This window comes from Agromyces ramosus (genome assembly GCF_004216665.1).
GTDB classification, from domain to species: Bacteria; Actinomycetota; Actinomycetes; order Actinomycetales; family Microbacteriaceae; genus Agromyces; species Agromyces ramosus.
The window spans coordinates 290,228-309,388 of record NZ_SGWY01000001.1 but is presented as its reverse complement, the minus strand read 5'-3'; the positions used below and the strand labels follow the sequence as shown (position 1 = coordinate 309,388).

Below are 19,161 nucleotides of genomic sequence, written 5' to 3'. Positions count from 1 at the left end.
CGCGTGCTCGAGACCCGCGGCTACAGGGTGAGCGCGCGACGCACGAGCTGGGCCTGCTCGGCCGAGTGGCGCTTCGCCGATCCGGTCGCGGGGGACGCCGCCGCCGTGCGGGCGACGACCGACACGGGGCGCGGGCCCAGCTTGTTCGTCTCGATGATGAAGTACGGCCAGGCGCCCTGGTTCTCGGGTTCGTCCTGCGCCCACATCAGCTCGGCGTTCGGGTAGCTGTCGGCGACGGCCTTGAGCTCGACCTTCGGCAGCGGGTACAGCTGCTCGAGGCGCACGACCGCGATCTCGGGGTTCGGGTGCTTCTCGAGCTCGGCGGCGAGGTCGTAATAGATCTTGCCCGAGACGAACACGACGCGCTTCACGGCCGCCCGGTCGCTGATGCGGGCGTCGTCGATGACCGGCTCGAAGCGGCCGGAGGTGAAGTCCGACACCTCGCTCGTGGCACCGCGCAGGCGCAGCATCGCCTTCGGCGTGAACACGATCAGCGGCCGGCGCGGCCGGGCGTAGGCCTGCCGGCGCAGGAGGTGGAAGTACGACGCGGGCGTCGAGGGACGCGCCACGGTCATGTTGTCCTCGGCGCAGAGCTGCAGGTACCGCTCGATGCGGGCGCTCGAGTGGTCGGGACCCTGGCCCTCGTAGCCGTGGGGGAGCAGGAGCACCACGCTCGAGCGCTGGCCCCACTTCTGCTCGGCCGACGAGATGAACTCGTCGATGATGATCTGCGCGCCGTTCGCGAAGTCGCCGAACTGCGCCTCCCACATCACGAGCGCGTCGGCCCGCTCGACCGAGTAGCCGTACTCGAAGCCCATCGCGGCGTACTCGCTGAGCAGCGAGTCGTAGATCCAGAACTTGGCCTGGTTGTCGGAGAGGTTCGCGAGCGGCAGCCACTCCTGGCCGTTCACGCGGTCGTGCAGCACGGCGTGGCGCTGCACGAAGGTGCCGCGACGGGCGTCCTGGCCGGCGAGGCGCACCGGGGTGCCCTCGAGCAGGAGCGAGCCGAGGGCGAGCAGCTCGCCGAAGCCCCAGTCGATCTTGCCGTTGCGGCTCATGTCGTAGCGCTTGGTGAGCAGCTGCTGGATCTTCGGGTGCACGGTGAACCCGGCCGGCTTGTTGTCGAAGGCGTCGCCGATGGCGTGCACGACCTCGGTCGAGACGCCGGTGGTCTCGAGCTCACCCGAGACGACCTCCTCGTCGCGGGAGCGCTCGGTGGCGCCGACGATGGGGATGGCGCCGGTCTGGGCGGCGTGCGTCTCGGCGAAGGCACGCTCGAGGCGGTCCTGGAAGTCGCGGTGCGCGTCCTCGTACTCCTCCTCGGTGATGTCGCCGCGGCCGACGAGCGCCTCGGTGTAGAGCTTGCGGACCGAGCGCTTCGCCTCGATGAGGTTGTACATGAGCGGCTGCGTCATCGAGGGGTCGTCGCCCTCGTTGTGCCCGCGGCGGCGGTAGCAGACCAGGTCGACGACGACGTCGCGCTTGAACTCCTGGCGGTAGCGGAACGCGAGCTCCGCGACCCGCACGACGGCCTCGGGGTCGTCGCCGTTCACGTGGAAGATCGGTGCCTGGATCGTCTTCGCGACATCCGTCGAGTAGATCGACGATCGCGCGTCGCCCGGCACGGTGGTGAAGCCGACCTGGTTGTTGACCACGATGTGGACGGTGCCGCCCGTGCGGTAGCCGCGCAGCTGGGACATCTGCATCGTCTCGAAGACGACGCCCTGCCCGGCCATGGCGGCGTCGCCGTGGATGAGGATCGGCAGCGTCGAGAACGTGCCGACCGGCTTGCGGTCCTGCTTGGCCCGCACGATCCCCTCGAGCACGCCGTCGACCGCTTCGAGGTGGGACGGGTTCGCAGCGAGCGACACGGGGATCTGGTGCCCGTCGTCGGCGGTGAAGGTTCCCTCGGTGCCGAGGTGGTATTTGACGTCACCGGACCCCGAGAAGCTCTTCGAGTCCTGCGTGCCCTCGAACTCGCGGAACACCTGGCCGTAGGTCTTGCCGCCGATGTTGGTGAGCACGTTGAGCCGGCCGCGGTGGGCCATGCCGATGGCGACCTCGTCGAGGCCGTCCTTCGCCGCGCCCTGCAGGATCTCGTCGAGGAGCGCGATGACCGATTCACCGCCCTCGAGGCTGAAGCGCTTCTGGCCGACGTACTTGGTCTGCAGGAAGGTCTCGAACGCCTCGGCCTCGTTGAGCTTGCCGAGGATGCGCATCTGCTCGTCGTGCCCCGGCTTCTCGTACTTGCGCTCGACCTCGTTCTGGATCCACTTGCGCTGCACCGGGTCCTGGATGTGCATGTACTCGATGCCGATGGTGCGGCAGTACGAGTCGCGCAGCACGCCCAGGATGTCGCGGAGGAGCGCGGTGCGCTTGTCGCCGAACCCGCCCGTGACGAACTCGCGGTCGAGGTCCCAGAAGGTGAGGCCGTGGCTCGCGATGTCGAGGTCGGGGTGCGAGCGCTGCACGTACTCGAGGGGGTCGATGTCGGCCATGAGATGTCCGCGCACGCGGAAGGAGTTGATGAGCTCCTGCACGCGGGCGGTCTTGTCGATGGCGCTCGCGATGTCGACCGAGATGTCGGGTGCCCATCGGATGGGCTCGTAGGGGAGGCGGAGCGCCGCGAAGAGGTTCTCGTAGAAGTCGCGCTGCCCGATGAGGAGCTCGTGCACCTTCTTCAGGAACTCGCCCGATCCGGCGCCCTGGATGACGCGGTGGTCGTAGGTGGAGGTGAGCGTGATGGTCTTGCCGATCGCGAGGTTCGCGAGGGTCTTCTCGGAGGCGCCCTGGAACTCGGCCGGGTACTCGAGGGCGCCGGCGCCGATGATGCAGCCCTGGCCCTTCATGAGACGGGGCACCGAGTGCACCGTGCCGATGCCGCCCGGGTTCGTGAGCGAGATCGTGGCGCCCGTGAAGTCGTCGGCCTTGAGCTTGTTCTGGCGGGCTCGCGTGACGAGGTCTTCGTAGGCGCTGAGGTACTCGTTGAACGTCATCGTCTCGGCCCGCTTGATGGCGGGGACGAGGAGGGCGCGGGTGCCGTCGGGCTTCGGGATGTCGATCGCGATGCCGAGGCCGATGTGGGCGGGCTTGACCATGCTTGGCTTGCCGTCGACCTCGGCGTAGGAGACGTTCTGGCTCGGGAACTCCTTGAGCGCCTGGATGAGCGCCCACCCGATGAGGTGCGTGAACGACACCTTGCCGCCACGCGAGCGGCGGAGGTGGTTGTTGATCACGATGCGGTTGTCGATCATGAGCTTCGCCGGGATGGTGCGCACGCTCGTGGCGGTCGGCACGGTGAGGCTCTGGTCCATGTTCGCCGCGAGCGTCTTCGGCAGGCCCTTCAGCGGGACGATCTCGTCCTCCTGCGGCGCCTCGGCGACGATCGGCTGCGGGCTGGTGATGGGCACGTCGGCGGGCACGGGCGCCGTGCGCGGTGCCACCGACGTGGTGCGCGCCTCGGGCGCCTGCCCGATGATCGGCGACGGCGCGGTGACGGGGGCGGAGGTCGCGGGAGCTGGTGCCGGGGGCACCGAGGTCTCGGGCGCGGCGGGCGCGGGGGCCGCCGGTGCGGGCGGTGCGACCGGGGGCGCGGCGGGTGCGGATGCCTCCGCGGCGGGCGCGGCATCCGTCGGCTGGGAGGCCGGAGCCGCGGCGGAGGTGTCGGAGCGCCCCTGCCGGTAGTGCTCGAGGACCGGCCACCACGTTCGGTCGACGGAATCAGGATCGGCGAGGTACTTCTCGTACATCTCGTCGACGAGCCACTCGTTGGCCCCGTACTCGCCCGCCGTCGTCTCCTCGGATCCCGACCCGGTCAATTGGCTCGACACAGCCTCTCGCCCACTCTCTCCATTGATGCTGGATTCTCTGCCGGCGATCTGCACGTGCGCGCACGCGCTCCGTGCCCGATCACCCACACAAGCCTAAACCCCTCGCGGGGGCCCGGTGGCCCTGCGCGGCGGTAGCGTGGGGCGCATGGAGTTCTACCGGACGACCCCGAGCCACGACCTCACGTACTCCGACGTGTTCCTCGTTCCGAGCCGCTCTGGGGTCACCAGCCGCCTCGACGTCTCGCTCGCTCCCGATGACGGCTCGGGGGCATCCGTGCCGATCGTCTCGGCGAACATGAACTCGATCACCGGCCCGCGATTGGCGGTGACGCTGGCCAGGCGCGGCGGGCTCGGCGTGCTCCCGCAGGACCTGCACCTGCAGGACCTGGACGAGGCGATCCGGTGGGTGAAGGACCAGTCGCCCCGCTTCGACACGCCCCACGGCTTCTCGCCCGACGACACCGTCGCGGATGCGCTCGCGGTGCTCCCGCCGGTGCCGGGGCACGGCATCGTGCTGCAGGACGCGCGCAAGGAGTACGTCGGCTGCATCGCGGCCGAGCGCCTCGCGACCGCGCTCTCGGACGCCCGACTCGGCGATCTCGTGCACGGCGGGCTCGCGTCCCTCGAGGCCGACGACGTCGACTCCCCGCGGCGCGCCTTCGACCTCATGGTGGACGCGGGCCTCGAGTTCGCACCCGTGCTGGAGCACGGACGGGTCGTGGGAACGCTGAGCCGACGAAGCGCCCTCCGTGGCACGATCTACGAGCCCAACGTCGACGGGGCGGGGCGGCTGCGCGTCGCGGCCGCGATCGGCATCAACGGCGACGTGGCCGCCCGGGCGCAGGCGCTCGTGGCCGCCGGCGTCGACATGCTCGTGATCGACACGGCCCACGGACACCAGGAGGGCATGATCCGGGCGGTCGGCATCGTGCGGGACCTCGACCTCGGCGTACCGATCGTCGCGGGCAACATCGTGACCGCGGACGCGGTGGCCGACCTCGTCGAGGCGGGGGCCGACGTGCTGAAGGTGGGCGTCGGACCGGGTGCCATGTGCACCACGCGCATGATGACGGCGGTCGGCCGTCCGCAGTTCTCCGCCGTGCTCGAGACCGCCGACGCGGCGCGCGAGCTCGGCGCGAAGGTCTGGGCCGACGGCGGCGTGCGGTACCCCCGCGACGTGGCGCTCGCGCTGGCCGCGGGCGCGGCATCCGTCATGATCGGCTCGTGGTTCGCCGGCACGATCGAGGCGCCGGGCACGCTGAAGCGCGACGCATCCGGCCGCCTCTTCAAGGAGAGCTGGGGCATGGCGTCGACGAAGGCGGTGCGCGAGCGCTTCGACCGGCTCTCGCCGTACGAGCTGGCCCGCAAGGAGCTCTTCGCCGAGGGCATCTCGTCGTCCTCGATCTACCTCGACCCGCTGCGCCCGTCGCTCGAGGACCTGCTCGACATGATCACGTCGGGCGTGCGCAGCTCGTTCACCTACGCCGGAGCCCGCTCGATCGAGGAGTTCCGGGAGCGCGCGCTCGTGGGCATCCAGTCGGCCGCGGGCTACGAGGAGGGCAAGGCGCTGCCGGTCAGCTGGTAGGGCCGGACCGACCTGGAGCGGCGTGCGTCGAGCCCGTGACGGCTCAGGAGGCGCGCCCATGCCGCCGATATACTGACGAGACGATGGACGATCCCCCCTCTGCCAATACGCCCGGCCATAGACCCTCGCCCGTGACCGACCGGGGAGGTGCGGATGTCTGAGTGGATCCTCCTCGGCATCGGACTCCTCCTCACGATCGGCACGGGCTTGTTCGTTGCGAGCGAGTTCGCGCTCGTCAACCTCGACCGCGCAGAGCTCGAAGCGCGCCGCGAACGCGGCGAGACGCGGCTCGGCCTCACGATCTCGGCGCTGAAGATCACGTCGACGCACCTGTCGAGCGCGCAGCTCGGCATCACGCTCACGACGCTGCTCACCGGCTACACGATGGAGCCCGCGATCAGCTCGCTCCTCGCCGGACCGCTCACCGCGCTCGGCCTCCCCGAGGGCATGGTGCGCCCCGTCGGCGCCACCACCGCGATCGTCGTGGCGACGCTCCTCTCGATGGTGCTCGGCGAGCTCGTGCCGAAGAACTTCGCGCTGGCGCTGCCGCGCCAGACGGCGGTCATCGTGATGCCGTTCCAGACCGCGTTCACGTGGGTGTTCCGCCCGGCGGTCGCCCTGCTGAACGGTAGCGCCAACGCGCTGCTGCGCGGCGTCGGGATCGACCCGAAGGAGGAGCTCTCGGGCGCCCGGTCCGCTGAGGAGCTGTCCTCGCTCGTCCGCCGCTCGGCGAGCGCCGGGCTGCTCGAGCAGGACACCGCCACGCTCCTCGGGCGCACGCTGCGCTTCGCCGACCACGACGCATCCGACGTCATGACCCCGCGCCCGCGGGTCGCGGCGGTGCAGCGCCAGGAGTCGTCGGAGGCGGTGCTCGAATTGGCCCGGCAGACCGGCTACTCCCGCTTCCCGGTCTACGACGAGAACCTCGACGACATGGTGGGCATCGTGCACGTGAAGCAGGCGGTGGCCGTGCCGCGCGAGCGGCGAGCGGATGTCCCGGCTTCGGCCCTGCAGTCGGAGGCGCTGCGCGTGCCCGAGACGATGAAGCTCGACATGCTCCTCGGCGAGCTCAGGGGACGCGGATTCCAGATGGCGATCGTCGTCGACGAGTACGGCGGCACCGCCGGCGTGGCGACCCTCGAGGACCTCGTGGAGGAGCTCGTGGGCGAGGTCGCCGACGAGCACGACCGCACCCGCGCGGGCATCGTGCGACGAGGCGACGTGGTCAGCTTCCCGGGGATCCTCCGACCCGACGAACTGCTCGAGCGCACCGGCATCCGCGTGCCCGAGAACGGCGACTACGAGACGGTGGGCGGCTTCGTGATGGCCGAGCTCGGCCGGCTGCCGGTCGTCGGCGACGAGGTGCTCATCGATGAGGGCACCCTCGAGGTGCAGCGCCTCGACGGTCGCCGGATCGACCGCGTGCGATTCGTGCCCACGCCCATGCCCGAGGCCGAGACGACCGAGACCGAGCGGGGCGAGCGATGAGCGACTGGGCCGGGATCGTCTGGCTGTTCGTGCTCCTCATCGCGAACGCCTTCTTCGTCGGCGCCGAGTTCGCGGTCATCTCCGCGCGACGATCCCAGATCGAGCCGCTCGCCGAGCAGGGCCGACGCAGCGCGAAGACCGCGCTGTGGGCCATGGAGCACGCGACGCTCATGCTCGCGATGAGCCAGCTCGGCATCACGATCTGCTCGCTGCTCATCCTGAACGTGTCGGAGCCGGCGATCCACCACCTGCTCGAGGTGCCGTTGCACCTCACGGGCTGGCCCGAGGGCGTCGTCTCGACGATCGCGTTCATCATCACCCTCGTGCTGGTCTCGTACCTGCACGTGGTGTTCGGCGAGATGGTGCCGAAGAACCTGTCGTTCTCGGTCCCCGACCGTGCGGTGCTCCTCCTCGCGCCGCCGCTCGTCTTCCTGGCGCGCCTGTTCCGCCCGATCATCGTCGCGCTGAACGCCACCGCCAACGGCGTGCTGCGACTGTTCGGCGTGGAGCCGAAGAGCGAGGCCACCTCCACGTTCACGCTCGAGGAGGTGCAGACCATCGTCGACCAGTCCCGTCGCGAGGGCGTGCTCGACGACGCGAGCGGCACCCTGACGGCCGCGTTCGAGTTCACGACGAAGCAGGTGAAGGATGTCGCGGTGCAGATGTCGGGCCTCGTGAGCCTGCCGCCGACGGCGACACCCGGCGACGTGGAGCGGGCGGTGGCGCGCCACGGCTTCTCGCGCTACGTCATCCTCGGTGCGAGCGGCGAGCCCGACGGCTACGTGCACCTGAAGGACGTCATCGACCTCGACGACGACGAGTTCGACGATCCGCTGCCCGCGAAGCGCATCCGCCGGCTCGTCTCGATCTACGACGGCACCGACCTGGAGGACGCGCTCGCCACGATGCGGCGCCTCGGCACCCACGTCGCGCGGGCGTTCGACGAGGACGGCACGACCACCGGCGTGATCTTCCTCGAGGACATCATCGAGGAGCTCGTGGGCGAGGTGCAGGACGCCACCCGACGCGGCTGAACGGCACCCTCGAACGAGCTGACCGGCACCCCTCGGGTCGGCGTAGACTGACGCCGACCCGAGGATTCGAGGAATCATCATGTTCGAGAAGCTCATGGCCACAGCCGTACTCCCGGCGTCCGACCTCGCACGCGCCAAGCAGTGGTGGCATGACGTGCTCGGCCGTGATCCGATGTACGAGGACGCCGAGGGCGAAGCCCTGTATTACGACGTCGGCGGGATGCCCGTGCTCGTCTACCGCACCGATTTCGCCGGTACGGCGAAGAACACCGCCTTCGGCCTCATGACCGACGACCTCGACCGCGACATGACCGAACTGCGCACGCACGGGGTCATGTTCCACGACTACGACATGCCCGGTCTGAAGACGGTCGACGGCGTCGCAGAGATGGACGACGGGCGCAGCGCGTGGTTCAGCGACAGCGAGGGCAACATCTTCGCGATCGGCCAGTACTCTCCGCAGATGATGGACCTGGCGAGGAGGATGCGCTCCTCGGCGGCGGGAATGGGCTGACCCTCGCTCACCACTCGCCGTCGTTGACCTCCGGCCGTGCCCGGAGGTACTGCAGCGGCCACATCGACGTGTCGGCGCCGAGCTCGTGGGCGGCCCGCAGCGCGAAGTGCGGATCGCGCATCATCGCCTTGCCGAACATCACGGCGTCGACCTCGCCGGCCGCGACGAGCCGCTCGGCCTGCTCGGGCATCGTGATACGGCCGACCGCCGAGACGCGCACGTCGGCCCGGTCGCCCACGTACTCGGCGAGATGGGCCTGGTAGCCGGGACCGACCGGGATGCGCACGTGCGCGACGAGCCCGCCGGTGGACACGTCGAAGAAGTCGGCTCCAGCGTCCTGCGCCCAGCGCGCGACGATCGCCGTCTGCTCCTCGTCCCAGCCGCCCTCGGCCCAGTCGGTCGCCGAGAAGCGCACGAAGAGCGGCATCCGCTCGCCGATCTGGGCGCGCACCACGCGCACCAGCTCGAGCAGCAGCCGGGCCCGGTTCTCGAGCGGACCACCCCACCGGTCGTCGCGACGGTTCGAGAGCGGTGACAGGAACTGGTGCACGAGGTACCCGTGCGCGGCGTGGAGCTCGACGACGTCGAAGCCCGCGTCGACGGCGCGTCGGGCCGCGAGCCGGAACTCCTCGATCACGCCGAGCACGCCCGCCTCGTCGAGCGCGACCGGCTCACGCAGGCCGTCGAACGCCACCGCCGACGGCGCGACGGTCGTCCAACCGCCCTCGTCGAGCGGCTGCGAGCCCGAGCGACGGATCGTCTCGGGCCAGACCGACGCCTTGCGCCCGGCATGCGCGAGCTGGATGCCCGATGCGGCCCCCTGCGACCGGATGAACCGGGTGATCCGGCTCCAGGCCTCGGCCTGCTCGTCGTTCCAGAGCCCGGTGTCGTAGTCGGAGATGCGGCCCTCGGGGCCGACCGCGGTCGCCTCCGCGACCACGAGACCTGCGCCGCCGGCCGCCATCGCGCCGAGGTGCACGAGGTGCCAGTCGTGCGGCACGCCGTCGCGCGCCGTCACCGAGTACTGGCAGAGCGGCGGGACCCAGACGCGATTACGGATGGTGAGGCCGCGGATCGTGATCGGTCGGAAGAGCGCCGGCGACTCCGGCGAGGCGTCGGGCCGGGCCGTGCTCTCGTTCATGCGGCGAGGCTCCGGAGCCAGGCCTCGAGCGCCGCGGCATCCGTGAACACGTGACCGTCGCCGCCCACCGCCCGCGCACCCTCGACGTTCTCCGACTTGTTGTCGACGAACAGCAGCTCCGACGGCGTGATGCCCAGCTCGTCGATCACGTGCTCGTAGATCGCCGCGTTCGGCTTGACCAGCCCGAGCTCGCCGCTGACGAACACGCGCTCGAACAGCGGCGCGAAGGAGCCGGATCGGAGCCACCCCGAGAAGTCGGCGCCGGCGTTGGACAGGAGGGCGAGGCGGGTGCCGCCCTCGGCGAGCGCGTGCAGCACGCGCAGGGTGTCGGGGTCGAGGCTGAGCCAGCCGCGGTGGTCGATCGCCCACAGCTCGTGCACGTCGACCGCGTTCCACTCGACGCCGAGGTCGCGCGCGACGGCCGCCCAGTACTCGGCGATCGATGCCGTGCCCTGGTCGAGCGGCTCGCGGTGGGCCCAGTAGGCGGCCCAGAACGGTTCCGCCGCCGCGCCGGCGCGGGCGACGAGTCGTGCCCGGTCGGCGTCCGTCGGCTCACGGGAGATCACCTCGCCGTAGTCGAACACGACGACGCGCGGGGCGAGGCTGATCGGTGCGGGGGCTGTCGAAGGCATCCACCCCAACCTATCGTTGGAGCATGACGACCGTGTGGCAGGAGTGGACCGCCGACGACGCGGCCGGTTGGGTCGCCGCTCCCGCGTCGGGCGACGACAAGTACTCGCGCGGCGTGCTCGGGGTCGTCACCGGTTCGCAGGAGTTCCCGGGGGCCGCGGTGCTGGGGGTTGAGGCGGCGCATCGGACGGGCATCGGCATGGTGCGGTACATCGGGCCGCGCTCCGTCCGGCAGGCCGTGCTGGCGCGTCGCCCCGAGACCGTCGGCGTCGCCGGGCGGGTGCAGGCGTGGCTCGTCGGGTCGGGCATCGACCAGTCGCGCCGCTCCTTCGTGCTGCTCGGCGACCTCGGGCACGCGCTCGCCGCCCAGGTGCCGGTCGTGCTCGACGCCGGCGCGCTCGACCTGGTCGGCACGCACACCGCGCCCACCGTCATCACGCCGCATGCGGGGGAGCTCGCCGCGCTCCTCACCGCTCGGGAGATGCCCACGACCGTCGACGAGGTCCGCGCCGCGCCCGGCGAATGGGCCGAGCGGGCCGCGGCCGAACTCGGCGTCGCGGTGCTCCTGAAGGGCGCGGTCACGTACGTCTGCGACCCCGACGGAGACCGCTACACCGTCACGGCGCCCACCCACTGGCTGGCGACCGCCGGCAGCGGCGACGTGCTCGGCGGCATCCTCGGCGCGCTCGTGGCGACGCACCATGTGCAGCTCGCAGCGGATGCCGAGGCGCTGACCGCCCTCGCCGCCACCGCGTCATGGGTGCACGGCGAGGCGGCTCGGCGCGCGAGCGCCGAGGTCGGCGGGGGACCGGTGACGGCCCTCGACATCGCCGTGGCCGTGCCCGCGGTGATCGGCGCCCTGCTCGCGCGATGATCGCTCCGCCCGGCCTGGTGGCCCGCGACTCCCGCGACCGGGGGTGGCGCCGGGTGAGGGTCGGATAGGCTCTCGCCATGACGGTGGGGGAGCTGCGCGACGCATCCGTGTCGCGTGGCCGGCGCATCCGTCGGTTCCTCGGCAGCCGTGCCGCCCTCTGGCTCGCGTTCGCGATCGTGCACGGCGCGCTCGTCTGGTTGAACCTCGGTGCCCGCGGCTACCCCCTGGGCGACGTGACCGGGGTCTACCGCGTCTGGGCCGAGAACGCCGCCGCCGGCTACGTGCGCATGGGCATCGACGCCCCGTGGGTCTACCCGATCCTCGCCTTCGCGCCGATGGCCGCCTCGCTGGCGTTCGGGTCCGAGTGGTACGGGCAGACCTGGCTCGCGATCGTGGTGCTCCTGAACGCAGCGGCGTTCGCGATCCTCCTCGGCGATCGGCGGCTGTCGCGCACCAGGCGGATCGCGGCGTGGTGGTGGGTGGGGTTCCTCGCACTGCTCGGTCCGATCGCGCTCGGACGCATCGACGCGGTCACCGTGCCGCTGGCCCTCACGGGGCTCCTCTGGGCGGCGGGGCGGCCGCGCGTCGCCGCGACCCTCCTGACCATCGGCGCGTGGGTGAAGGTGTGGCCGGCCGCGCTGCTCGCGTCGGTGGTCATCGCCTCACGCAAGCGGTGGGACGTGAGCATCGTCGCGGTCGCGCTGAGCGCGGGGATCCTCGGCGTGAGCCTCGTCGCCGGCTCGTGGCTGAACGCGCTCGGATTCGTCGCCGAACAGGCGGACCGCGGTCTCCAGGTCGAGGCGCCCATCGCGGCCGTGTGGCTGTGGCAGATGGTCGCGGGCTCGCGGGCGGTCGACATCGTCTACGACCGTCAGATCCTCACATTCCAGATCTCGGGTCCGGGCGCGGATGCCGCGGCGGCCCTCACGACGCCGGTGATGGCGGTGGGCGTGGGGGTCGTCCTCCTCCTCGGCATCCGGGCGGTGCGGCGCGGAGCGGCCTTCGGACGCCTGCTCCCCCCGCTCGCACTGTCGTTCGTCGTGGTGCTCATGCTGGCGAACAAGGTGGGCTCGCCGCAGTTCGCGACCTGGCTCGCGGCGCCGATCATCCTCGGACTCGCGCTGTGGCCGCGACGGTACCTCGTGCCGGCGCTGCTCGCGGCCGCGATCGCGCTGCTCACGCACGTGCTGTACCCCTACCTGTACGGGTGGCTGCTCGTCGCGCATCCGGCGTTCGTGCTGCTGGTCACGGTCAAGGCCGCGCTGCTCGCGGCGCTCCTGGCGTGGGGGATCCGCGCGGTGTGGCGGGCTGGGACCGTCCGGGGGGTCGCCGGCCTCGACCGGGCATCGGCGCCGGAGCGATCGGCGCGAGAATAGGACCTCGAGGTTGGAGTCGACATGCTGGTGGCATTCTCCGTCGCGCCGAGCGGCACCGGACGGGCGGACGGGTCGGTGCACGACGCCGTCGCGGCGGCCGTGAGGATCGTGCGGGAGTCGGGACTCCCGAACCGGACGACCTCGATGTTCACCGAGCTCGAGGGCGAGTGGGACGAGGTCTTCGACGTCGTCCGCCGTGCGACGGAGGCCGCCGGCGAGTACGGATCGAGGGTGTCGCTCGTGCTGAAGGCGGACATCCGACCGGGCTACTCGGGCGAGCTCGACGCGAAGGTCGAGCGACTGGAGACCGCGATCGACGAGGCGGGCGGCGGCGTCGCGTAGGCGCACGGGGTGATTGCGCCCCGATGCGTGCGGGAGGACCATGGAGTGGTCCGTCAGCTCGAGGGAGTCGCCGTGCGCGCATTCAGGGCCGCCGTCGCGGACTGGTCCGCGGCCGCCGGCCTCGCGTTCGCCGTGCCGTTCCTGCTGCTGAACGCGGTGGTGGCGCTGCGGGTCGAGCCGTACCTCTCCGTGATCCGGCCCGGCGTGCACACGGGGCCCATGGAGATCCCGCTGCTCGCCGTCGTGCTGTTCCTCCTCCCGGTGGGCGCGGTGGTGGCGCTTCGCCCGCTGCGGTCGGCCGACGTCGATGGGCGACGGAGCGTCCCCATCGTCAATGTGCTGGTGGCGCTCGCGCTCGTCAGCGCGTTCCTCGTGATCGGCATCGCGCTCGGCGAGGAGATCGTGCGCTGCGACGTGCTCGACGTGCCCCGCTGCGACTAGGCGTGCTCGCGAGCCGTGCGGGCGCCGCGGCATCCGCTTGTCGAATCGATTCGATTCGTGCGAGAATCGACGGGTGACCCACCTCCCAGACGGGCCGACGACGTTGTCGCCGGCCCGTATCCGTTTCGCGCTGCTGGCACTCGCCCTCGGCGGCTTCGGCATCGGCTCGACCGAGTTCGTGGCCATGGGGCTGCTGCCGAACATCGCCCAGGACCTGCTGCCCGGCGTCTACGCGCAGTCGCCCGAGGAGGCCAACGCGGCGGCCGGGTGGATCATCTCGGCGTACGCGCTCGGGGTCGTCGTCGGTGCGCCCACGATCGCCGCGGCCGCGGCGCGGTGGCCCCGCAAGCGACTCCTGCTCGCCCTGCTCACGGCGTTCACGCTCGGCACGGTCGCCTCTGCGCTCCTGCCGACCTTCGAGCTCGTGCTCGTCGCACGATTCCTCGCCGCCGTTCCGCACGGCGCCTACTTCGGCATCGCCTCCCTCGTGGCCGCCAGCCTCATGGGTCCGGGCAAGCGAGCCCGAGGCGTCGCGTTGGTGCTGTCGGGCCTCACGATCGCGAACGTCGTGGGCGTTCCGGCGATCACCTGGCTCGGCCAGGCCGCGGGCTGGCGGGTCGCGTACCTCGCCGTCGCGGGTATCTTCGCCCTCACCTTCGTCGCCGTCGCGCTCGCCGTGCCGTGGCAGGCGGGCGACCCGTACGCGACGATGAAGCGCGAGCTCCGCGCGTTCGGCCGCGCCCAGGTGTGGTTCGCGCTCGGGATGGGGGCGATCGGCTTCGGCGGCCTGTTCGCGGTGTACAGCTACGTCGCGCCACTGGCGACCGAGGTGACCGGGCTTCCTCCCGCCATGGTGCCGGTGGTGCTCATCGTGTTCGGCCTCGGCATGACGATCGGCAACCTCGTGGGCGGGCGACTGGCCGACTGGAGCGTGCGCCGCAGCATGTACGTGTTCTTCGCCGTGCTCGCCGCGGCGCTCGTGCTGCTCGGCTTCACCGTGGCGAACCCCGTCGGGCTGTTCACCGGGGTCTTCCTGGTGGGCGCGTCCTCCGCGGCCCTGTCGCCCACCATCCAGGCCCGGCTCATGGATGTCGCCCGCGACAGCCAGTCGATCGCGGCCGCCCTCAACCACTCGGCACTCAACATCGGCAACAGCCTCGGCGCCCTGCTCGGCGGCCTCGCGATCGCCGGCGGCCTCGGGTACGTCGCCCCGATCTGGATCGGCCTCGTGCTCACCATCGCGGGCGTGCTGCTCACGCTCGCCTCGTTCGCACTCGACCGCTCGCGCGGCCGGCGCGGCGTGGTCGTGCCGTACGCCACGGGTGCGGTCGAGGTCGTCGAGCCGTAGCCGGAGGGTTCGCCCCGGGCGACGCCCGGCCGCGGCATCCGCTCAGTCGGACTGCAGCAGGATCCCGTCGAGGATCGCCCGCTTGCGCAGGGCGACCTTGGTGCCCACGTCGAAGCCGGCGACCCGGTACTTCTCGCGGATGCGCTTGAGGTAGCTCTTGGCCGTCTCCTCGGAGATCCCGAGCTGGAAGGCCACGGCCTTCACGGGCTGGCCGGCGCCGTAGAGCGCCATCACGCGGCGCTCCTGCGCGGAGAGCTTCGGCACGGCGCCGTCGTCGGCGAGCGCGTCCTCGAGCTCGGGCGTGAGGTACGAGTTGCCCACGCGCGCGGCGCGGATCGCCTCGATGATGTTCTCGACGGGCTCCGACTTGACGAGGTAGCCGAGCGCGCCGGAACCGAGCGCCTCGCGCACCACCGCGGGCTCGGAGTACGTGCTCATGAGCATGGTCTGCACGCCGGCCGTCTTCAGCATCGAAAGCTTGAGCGAGATCGGGATGTTGTCGCGCAGGTCGAGGTCGAGGAGGACCACGTCGACCGGGAACTCGCGATGCGCAAGCAGTTCGGACCAGGACGGCACGGCCACCACGAGCTCGATGTCGGATGCCGCGCCGCGAAGCCACTCGGAGAGGGCACCGAGCAGCATCCGGTGATCGTCGACGATCGCGAGCCGTATCGGTGAATCGGTCTCAGCCATTCAGCTTCCCCTCGATCGAGCGGCCCCACGGGCCGATGGGCTGCCTGCGTGGATGTTCGGGGCGACCCGGCAGGCGATGTCGATCCGGAAACCATCGGCCCCCGTCACCACGTTGTGGCTTCCGACACTACCGATAGCGTCCCACGTCGCGGGGTCCACACGGCGTCGTGCAACGCCCGACACGTCGATCATCATGTCGAATCCGGCATCCGGATCGGTCTCGTCCGCCCGCTCGCGGCACGCGACGTGCACCTGGAGCGGCGGTCCGGCGCCCTTCGGCGGCTCGGCGACGAGGAGCCAGAGCGCGAGGAGCAGCCCGTCGCGCTGCTCCTGGGAGAGCAGTCCGGCGGAGCCGAGGGGGTCGTCGAGCACGACCCGGTGGCTGAGATAGGCCGACTCCGTCACCGCGTGTCGCAGCCAGGTGTCGGTCCGCCCTTCGATGAGGCGGACGCGCAGGCGGGCCGCGAGCGACCCGGCGAGCTCGGCGGCGTCGGGCGGCAACGGGATCATGATGCGGCCCGATCCGACGTCGTCGAGCAGCGTCTCGGCGTCGAAGTCGAGTTGCGCGAGCTCCTCGGACGCGCGCATGCCGACGGCGGTGCGTGCGGTGCCCACGGTGCTCTGCACGAGGGAGAGGTCGAGCTCGCGCCCGACGAGCCGGCGGAATCCGCTGATGGCGAGGGTCGCGAGCAGCACCGGGAACACCGCGGTCGCCGCCACGGCGACACCCGGCACCACGAACAGCCCCGCCGACGTGGCCTGGAGCAGCGCCTCCGTCGCGAGCACGGCGGCGATGACCGAGGCGGCGACGAGCGGGACGCGACTGCCGCGGATCGCGGCGACGGGCATGAGCACGGCTCCGGCCGCGGCGGCGGCGGTCGGCGTGACGCCGCGGTCGAGCTGGCCGGCCGTGGCGCTCACGTCGAGCCAGAGCGGCACGGCGAGCCCGGCGAGGAGCACGAGGTACAGCCAGTCGGGCAGCACGCGTGACACGAGCCGCGAGATCACGCCGACGGCCAGGACCACGCCGAGCGCGATCCACGCCGGCCAGGGTCCGCGCCCCGTCAGCACGTAGGGAGCCTGCGCGACGGCGTGCACGAGATGCGCGAGCACGATGAGGACCGCGGCGATCGTGATCCCGGTGGCGAGGCGGCGTCCGCCGTGGCTCTCGCGGACGTCGCCGGCGGCGCGCACGGTGCGGGCCGAACGGGCCGGTCGCCGGAACTGGTGGTCGGCGCGGCCGCCGGCGTCGGGTGCGTGATCGCTCATGGCTTCGGCACCTCGAGCATGACGGTGGTGCCCGAGCCGGGCGAGGAGAAGATGCGGGCGCGCCCGCCCACCGTGTGCAGCCGGCCGACCACGGACTCCGCGTACCCCAGTCGCGCCCCGTCGACGGTCTCGGGCTCGAACCCGCTCCCGGCATCGGTGACCATGGCGCGCACGGTGCGGTCGTCGTCCGTCACCGTGACATCCGCCTCGCTCACCCCGGAGTGCCTGCGGACGTTCTCGAGGCACTCGCCGAGGGCGCCGAGCAGCGCGTCGAGGGTCTCGCGGGGAAGGGCCAGTTGGCCCGCACCATGCCAGTTGACCGCCAGTCCCATGCGGGCGAATCGTTGCCGCACCGACTCGAAGGTGGTGCTCAGTGCGTCGTCGTCGTTGTCGGCCTCGGGGGAGAAGATCGTGGTCGAGCCGGCGTCGAGGGGCGCGCCGAGGCGGAGCTGCCGCAGGAGGCGGGCGTCGTCGCCGGCCTGCTGTCGCAGCGCCGTCGGGCCGACGCCGACGCCGGAGTGCGCGAGGAGCGAGAGCGTGGCGAGCACCGTGTCGTGCAGCACGCGGGCGTCCTGTCGCTGCTGGGCCTCGAGCTCGCTCGCGAGGCGCTCGGCCTCGTGCGCGCGCCCGACCTCGTCGATGCGGTCGGCGGCGAGCCGGATGGCGCGGTCGATCCACGCCCCGAGCACCCCGCACGCGGCCCACCCGGCGGCCGTCGCCACCGCCACCGCACGCAGGTCGTGCGACCGCGCGGCGACGATCCAGATCATGCCGAGCACGATCGCCGCGAGCGCGGTCACGAGCAGCCGCCCACGACGGTGCACCACGAGCGAGATCGCGACCGACGCGGAGGCGACCCCGCCGAGGACCGCCATCGCGGTCGTGGTCGCGGCGTCGATCACGGACGCGGTGCCGAGCATCACCATGATCGCCATCGAGCCCGCGACGACGCCGAACGCCGGGAGCAGGGCGCCGCGAGCGGTGTGCAGGCCGACGAGCACGGCGACGATCGCGCAGAGCACCGAGCCGACGGCGAGCTCCAGCGGCGTCGCCGCCCCGGGAACGAGCAGGCAGATCAGCGCGCCGGCCGCGCCGACGAATCCCGTGACGCGCGCCAGGCGTCGCAGGAGCCGGTCGCGTTCCTTGTGGATGCGCTTCACGCCACCCCCTCGCAGGGTCGGGCACCCTCGGCACACGGGTGCCGCCATTCGAAACTGTAGCGGAGTCGGCCCGGCGACGCGTGCGCCGTCCGCGGCGGCGCCGGCGGGGCGCGCCCTCAGGCGTCGAGGAGGGCGCGCAGGGCGGCGCCGACGACGGCGTGCTCGATGAGGAACGCGTCGTGCCCGTACTCCGAGTGCACGAGCACGGGGCGCTCCCCGTGCACGCTCCCGGCGAGGCCGGCGGCCACCTCCTCCTGGCCGTCGAGGGAGAAGTAGCGGTCGCTGTCGATGCCGAGCACGAGGCTCTTCGCCCGGATCCCCGCGAGCGCCGCACCCACGCCCCCGCGTCCTCGCCCGATGTCGTGGGAGTTCATCGCCTCGGTGAGCACGATGTAGCTGTTCGCGTCGAAGCGTCGCGTGAACCGGTTGCCGTGGAAGTCGAGGTACGACTCGACGGCGAACCGGCCGCCCCCGCCCAGCGGGTCGAGGTCCGACTGCCAGCTGCGCTCGAAGCGCGCGTTGAGCTCGGTCGCCGTGCGGTAGTTGAGCATCGCCATGCGGCGCGCGAGGGCGAGGCCGCGGGTGGGACCCTCGCCGTCGGGCGCGTCGTAGTAGTCGCCGCCCCGGAAGGCGGGGTCGCTGCGGATCGCCTCGATCTGCACCGAGTTGAGCGCGACCTGGTCGGCGGTCGCCGCGGCCGGGGCGGCGAGCACCGCGATGCGGTCGACCGCGTCGGGCGCCATGATCGCCCACTCGAGCACGTGCATCGCCCCCATCGAGCCCCCGACCACGGCCGCGATGCGGTCGATCCCGATCGCCCCGGCGAACGCGAGCTGCGCCCGCACCTGGTCGCGGATCGTGAGGAAGGGGAACCGCGTGCCCCACTCCACCCCGTCGGGGGCGAGCGACGCGGGACCGGTCGACCCCTGGCATCCGCCGAGCACGTTGGGGGCGACCACGAAGTACCGGTCGGTGTCGATCGCGAGCCCGGGGCCCACGACCCCCGGCCACCAGCCCGCGCTGGGATGCGCCGGACCGGCGGGGCCGATGACGTGGCTGTCGCCCGTGAGGGCGTGCAGCACCAGCACCACGTTGTCGCCGCGAGGGGACGGCGTACCCCACGTCTCGTAGGCGATGTGCGCGCGCGGCAGCGTCGCTCCAGAATCGAGCGGCACGTCGCCGATCGCCACGAACCGGCGGTCGCCCACCGGGTCGCCCTCGCGCCAGGCCCCCGTCGCCGGCGCCCGGCCCTGCAGGGCCTGCGCGCGCGCCTCCGAGACGATGCCCGCGGGCACCGCGTCGGCGGTGGTCTGCCAGTCCATGTCCCGATTCTCCCGAACCCTGCGCGCCAGCACGCGTTTGTTACGCCGGTGTCGGCCCGATGACGACGGATGCCGCGAGCCCGTGCGGCCCGCGGCATCCGTCGTGTGCGTCAG

General features: G+C 71.9%; 16 protein-coding genes. 9 read left to right on the top strand and 7 right to left on the bottom strand.

The features are described from left to right. Nucleotides 1-20: 20 nt before the first annotated feature. Nucleotides 21-3,830 (bottom strand): multifunctional oxoglutarate decarboxylase/oxoglutarate dehydrogenase thiamine pyrophosphate-binding subunit/dihydrolipoyllysine-residue succinyltransferase subunit, encoded by a 3,810-nt coding sequence (locus EV187_RS01425; RefSeq protein ID WP_130351256.1) that lies wholly within the window; start codon nucleotides 3,828-3,830, stop codon nucleotides 21-23. Nucleotides 3,831-3,975: 145 nt separating this feature from the next. On the opposite strand from EV187_RS01425, the gene guaB1 reads away from it, so the two are divergent. From guaB1 to EV187_RS01405, 4 genes are all read left to right on the top strand, one after another. Then, complete coding sequence (gene guaB1, locus EV187_RS01420) at nucleotides 3,976-5,415, top strand: GMP reductase (RefSeq protein ID WP_130351255.1); 1,440 nt, start codon at nucleotides 3,976-3,978, stop codon at nucleotides 5,413-5,415. Nucleotides 5,416-5,568: 153 nt separating this feature from the next. Then, on the top strand, nucleotides 5,569-6,903 hold the full coding sequence (locus EV187_RS01415) for a hemolysin family protein (protein ID WP_130351254.1): 1,335 nt from the start codon (nucleotides 5,569-5,571) through the stop codon (nucleotides 6,901-6,903). Then, nucleotides 6,900-7,937, top strand: coding sequence for a hemolysin family protein (locus EV187_RS01410; protein WP_130351253.1), 1,038 nt, complete (start codon nucleotides 6,900-6,902; stop codon nucleotides 7,935-7,937). The genes EV187_RS01415 and EV187_RS01410 overlap by 4 nt, the downstream gene beginning before the upstream one ends. 79 nt (nucleotides 7,938-8,016) lie before the next feature. Continuing rightward, nucleotides 8,017-8,451, top strand: a complete 435-nt coding sequence (locus EV187_RS01405; RefSeq protein ID WP_130351252.1) for a VOC family protein — start codon at nucleotides 8,017-8,019, stop codon at nucleotides 8,449-8,451. Between the two features lie 7 nt (nucleotides 8,452-8,458). On the opposite strand, the gene EV187_RS01400 is transcribed toward EV187_RS01405, so the two are convergent. Continuing rightward, entirely contained in the window at nucleotides 8,459-9,592 is a 1,134-nt protein-coding gene (locus tag EV187_RS01400; RefSeq protein WP_130351251.1) for an NADH:flavin oxidoreductase/NADH oxidase, read from the bottom strand. Then, nucleotides 9,589-10,224: an HAD family hydrolase gene (locus tag EV187_RS01395; protein ID WP_130351250.1), complete on the bottom strand. Its 636-nt coding sequence runs from the start codon at nucleotides 10,222-10,224 to the stop codon at nucleotides 9,589-9,591. The genes EV187_RS01400 and EV187_RS01395 overlap by 4 nt, the downstream gene beginning before the upstream one ends. A gap of 23 nt (nucleotides 10,225-10,247) precedes the next feature. On the opposite strand from EV187_RS01395, the gene EV187_RS01390 reads away from it, so the two are divergent. From EV187_RS01390 to EV187_RS01370, 5 genes are all read left to right on the top strand, one after another. Further along, nucleotides 10,248-11,096 (top strand): ADP-dependent NAD(P)H-hydrate dehydratase, encoded by an 849-nt coding sequence (locus EV187_RS01390; RefSeq protein ID WP_130351249.1) that lies wholly within the window; start codon nucleotides 10,248-10,250, stop codon nucleotides 11,094-11,096. A 77-nt stretch (nucleotides 11,097-11,173) separates the two neighbouring features. Beyond that, complete coding sequence (locus tag EV187_RS01385) at nucleotides 11,174-12,472, top strand: glycosyltransferase 87 family protein (protein ID WP_130351248.1); 1,299 nt, start codon at nucleotides 11,174-11,176, stop codon at nucleotides 12,470-12,472. 21 nt (nucleotides 12,473-12,493) lie between these two features. Next, a complete protein-coding gene (locus EV187_RS01380) occupies nucleotides 12,494-12,814 on the top strand; it encodes a thiamine-binding protein (protein WP_130351247.1) in 321 nt (106 codons plus the stop codon). Nucleotides 12,815-12,886: 72 nt separating this feature from the next. Continuing rightward, complete coding sequence (locus EV187_RS01375; RefSeq protein ID WP_130351246.1) at nucleotides 12,887-13,255, top strand: hypothetical protein; 369 nt, start codon at nucleotides 12,887-12,889, stop codon at nucleotides 13,253-13,255. Nucleotides 13,256-13,328: 73 nt separating this feature from the next. Continuing rightward, a complete protein-coding gene (locus EV187_RS01370; protein ID WP_130351245.1) occupies nucleotides 13,329-14,603 on the top strand; it encodes an MFS transporter in 1,275 nt (424 codons plus the stop codon). A gap of 42 nt (nucleotides 14,604-14,645) precedes the next feature. On the opposite strand, the gene EV187_RS01365 is transcribed toward EV187_RS01370, so the two are convergent. From EV187_RS01365 to metX, 4 genes are all read right to left on the bottom strand, one after another. After that, nucleotides 14,646-15,296, bottom strand: coding sequence for a response regulator transcription factor (locus EV187_RS01365; RefSeq protein ID WP_130351244.1), 651 nt, complete (start codon nucleotides 15,294-15,296; stop codon nucleotides 14,646-14,648). Next, on the bottom strand, nucleotides 15,297-16,565 hold the full coding sequence (locus tag EV187_RS18250; RefSeq protein ID WP_165391063.1) for a hypothetical protein: 1,269 nt from the start codon (nucleotides 16,563-16,565) through the stop codon (nucleotides 15,297-15,299). It lies immediately after the preceding gene. Beyond that, on the bottom strand, nucleotides 16,562-17,725 hold the full coding sequence (locus EV187_RS01355) for a sensor histidine kinase (protein ID WP_130351243.1): 1,164 nt from the start codon (nucleotides 17,723-17,725) through the stop codon (nucleotides 16,562-16,564). The genes EV187_RS18250 and EV187_RS01355 overlap by 4 nt, the downstream gene beginning before the upstream one ends. Nucleotides 17,726-17,841: 116 nt before the next feature. Continuing rightward, nucleotides 17,842-19,047 carry a homoserine O-acetyltransferase MetX gene (gene metX, locus EV187_RS01350; RefSeq protein WP_130351242.1) on the bottom strand — a complete coding sequence of 402 codons (1,206 nt, stop codon included), beginning with the start codon at nucleotides 19,045-19,047 and terminating at the stop codon, nucleotides 17,842-17,844. Nucleotides 19,048-19,161: the final 114 nt, after the last annotated feature.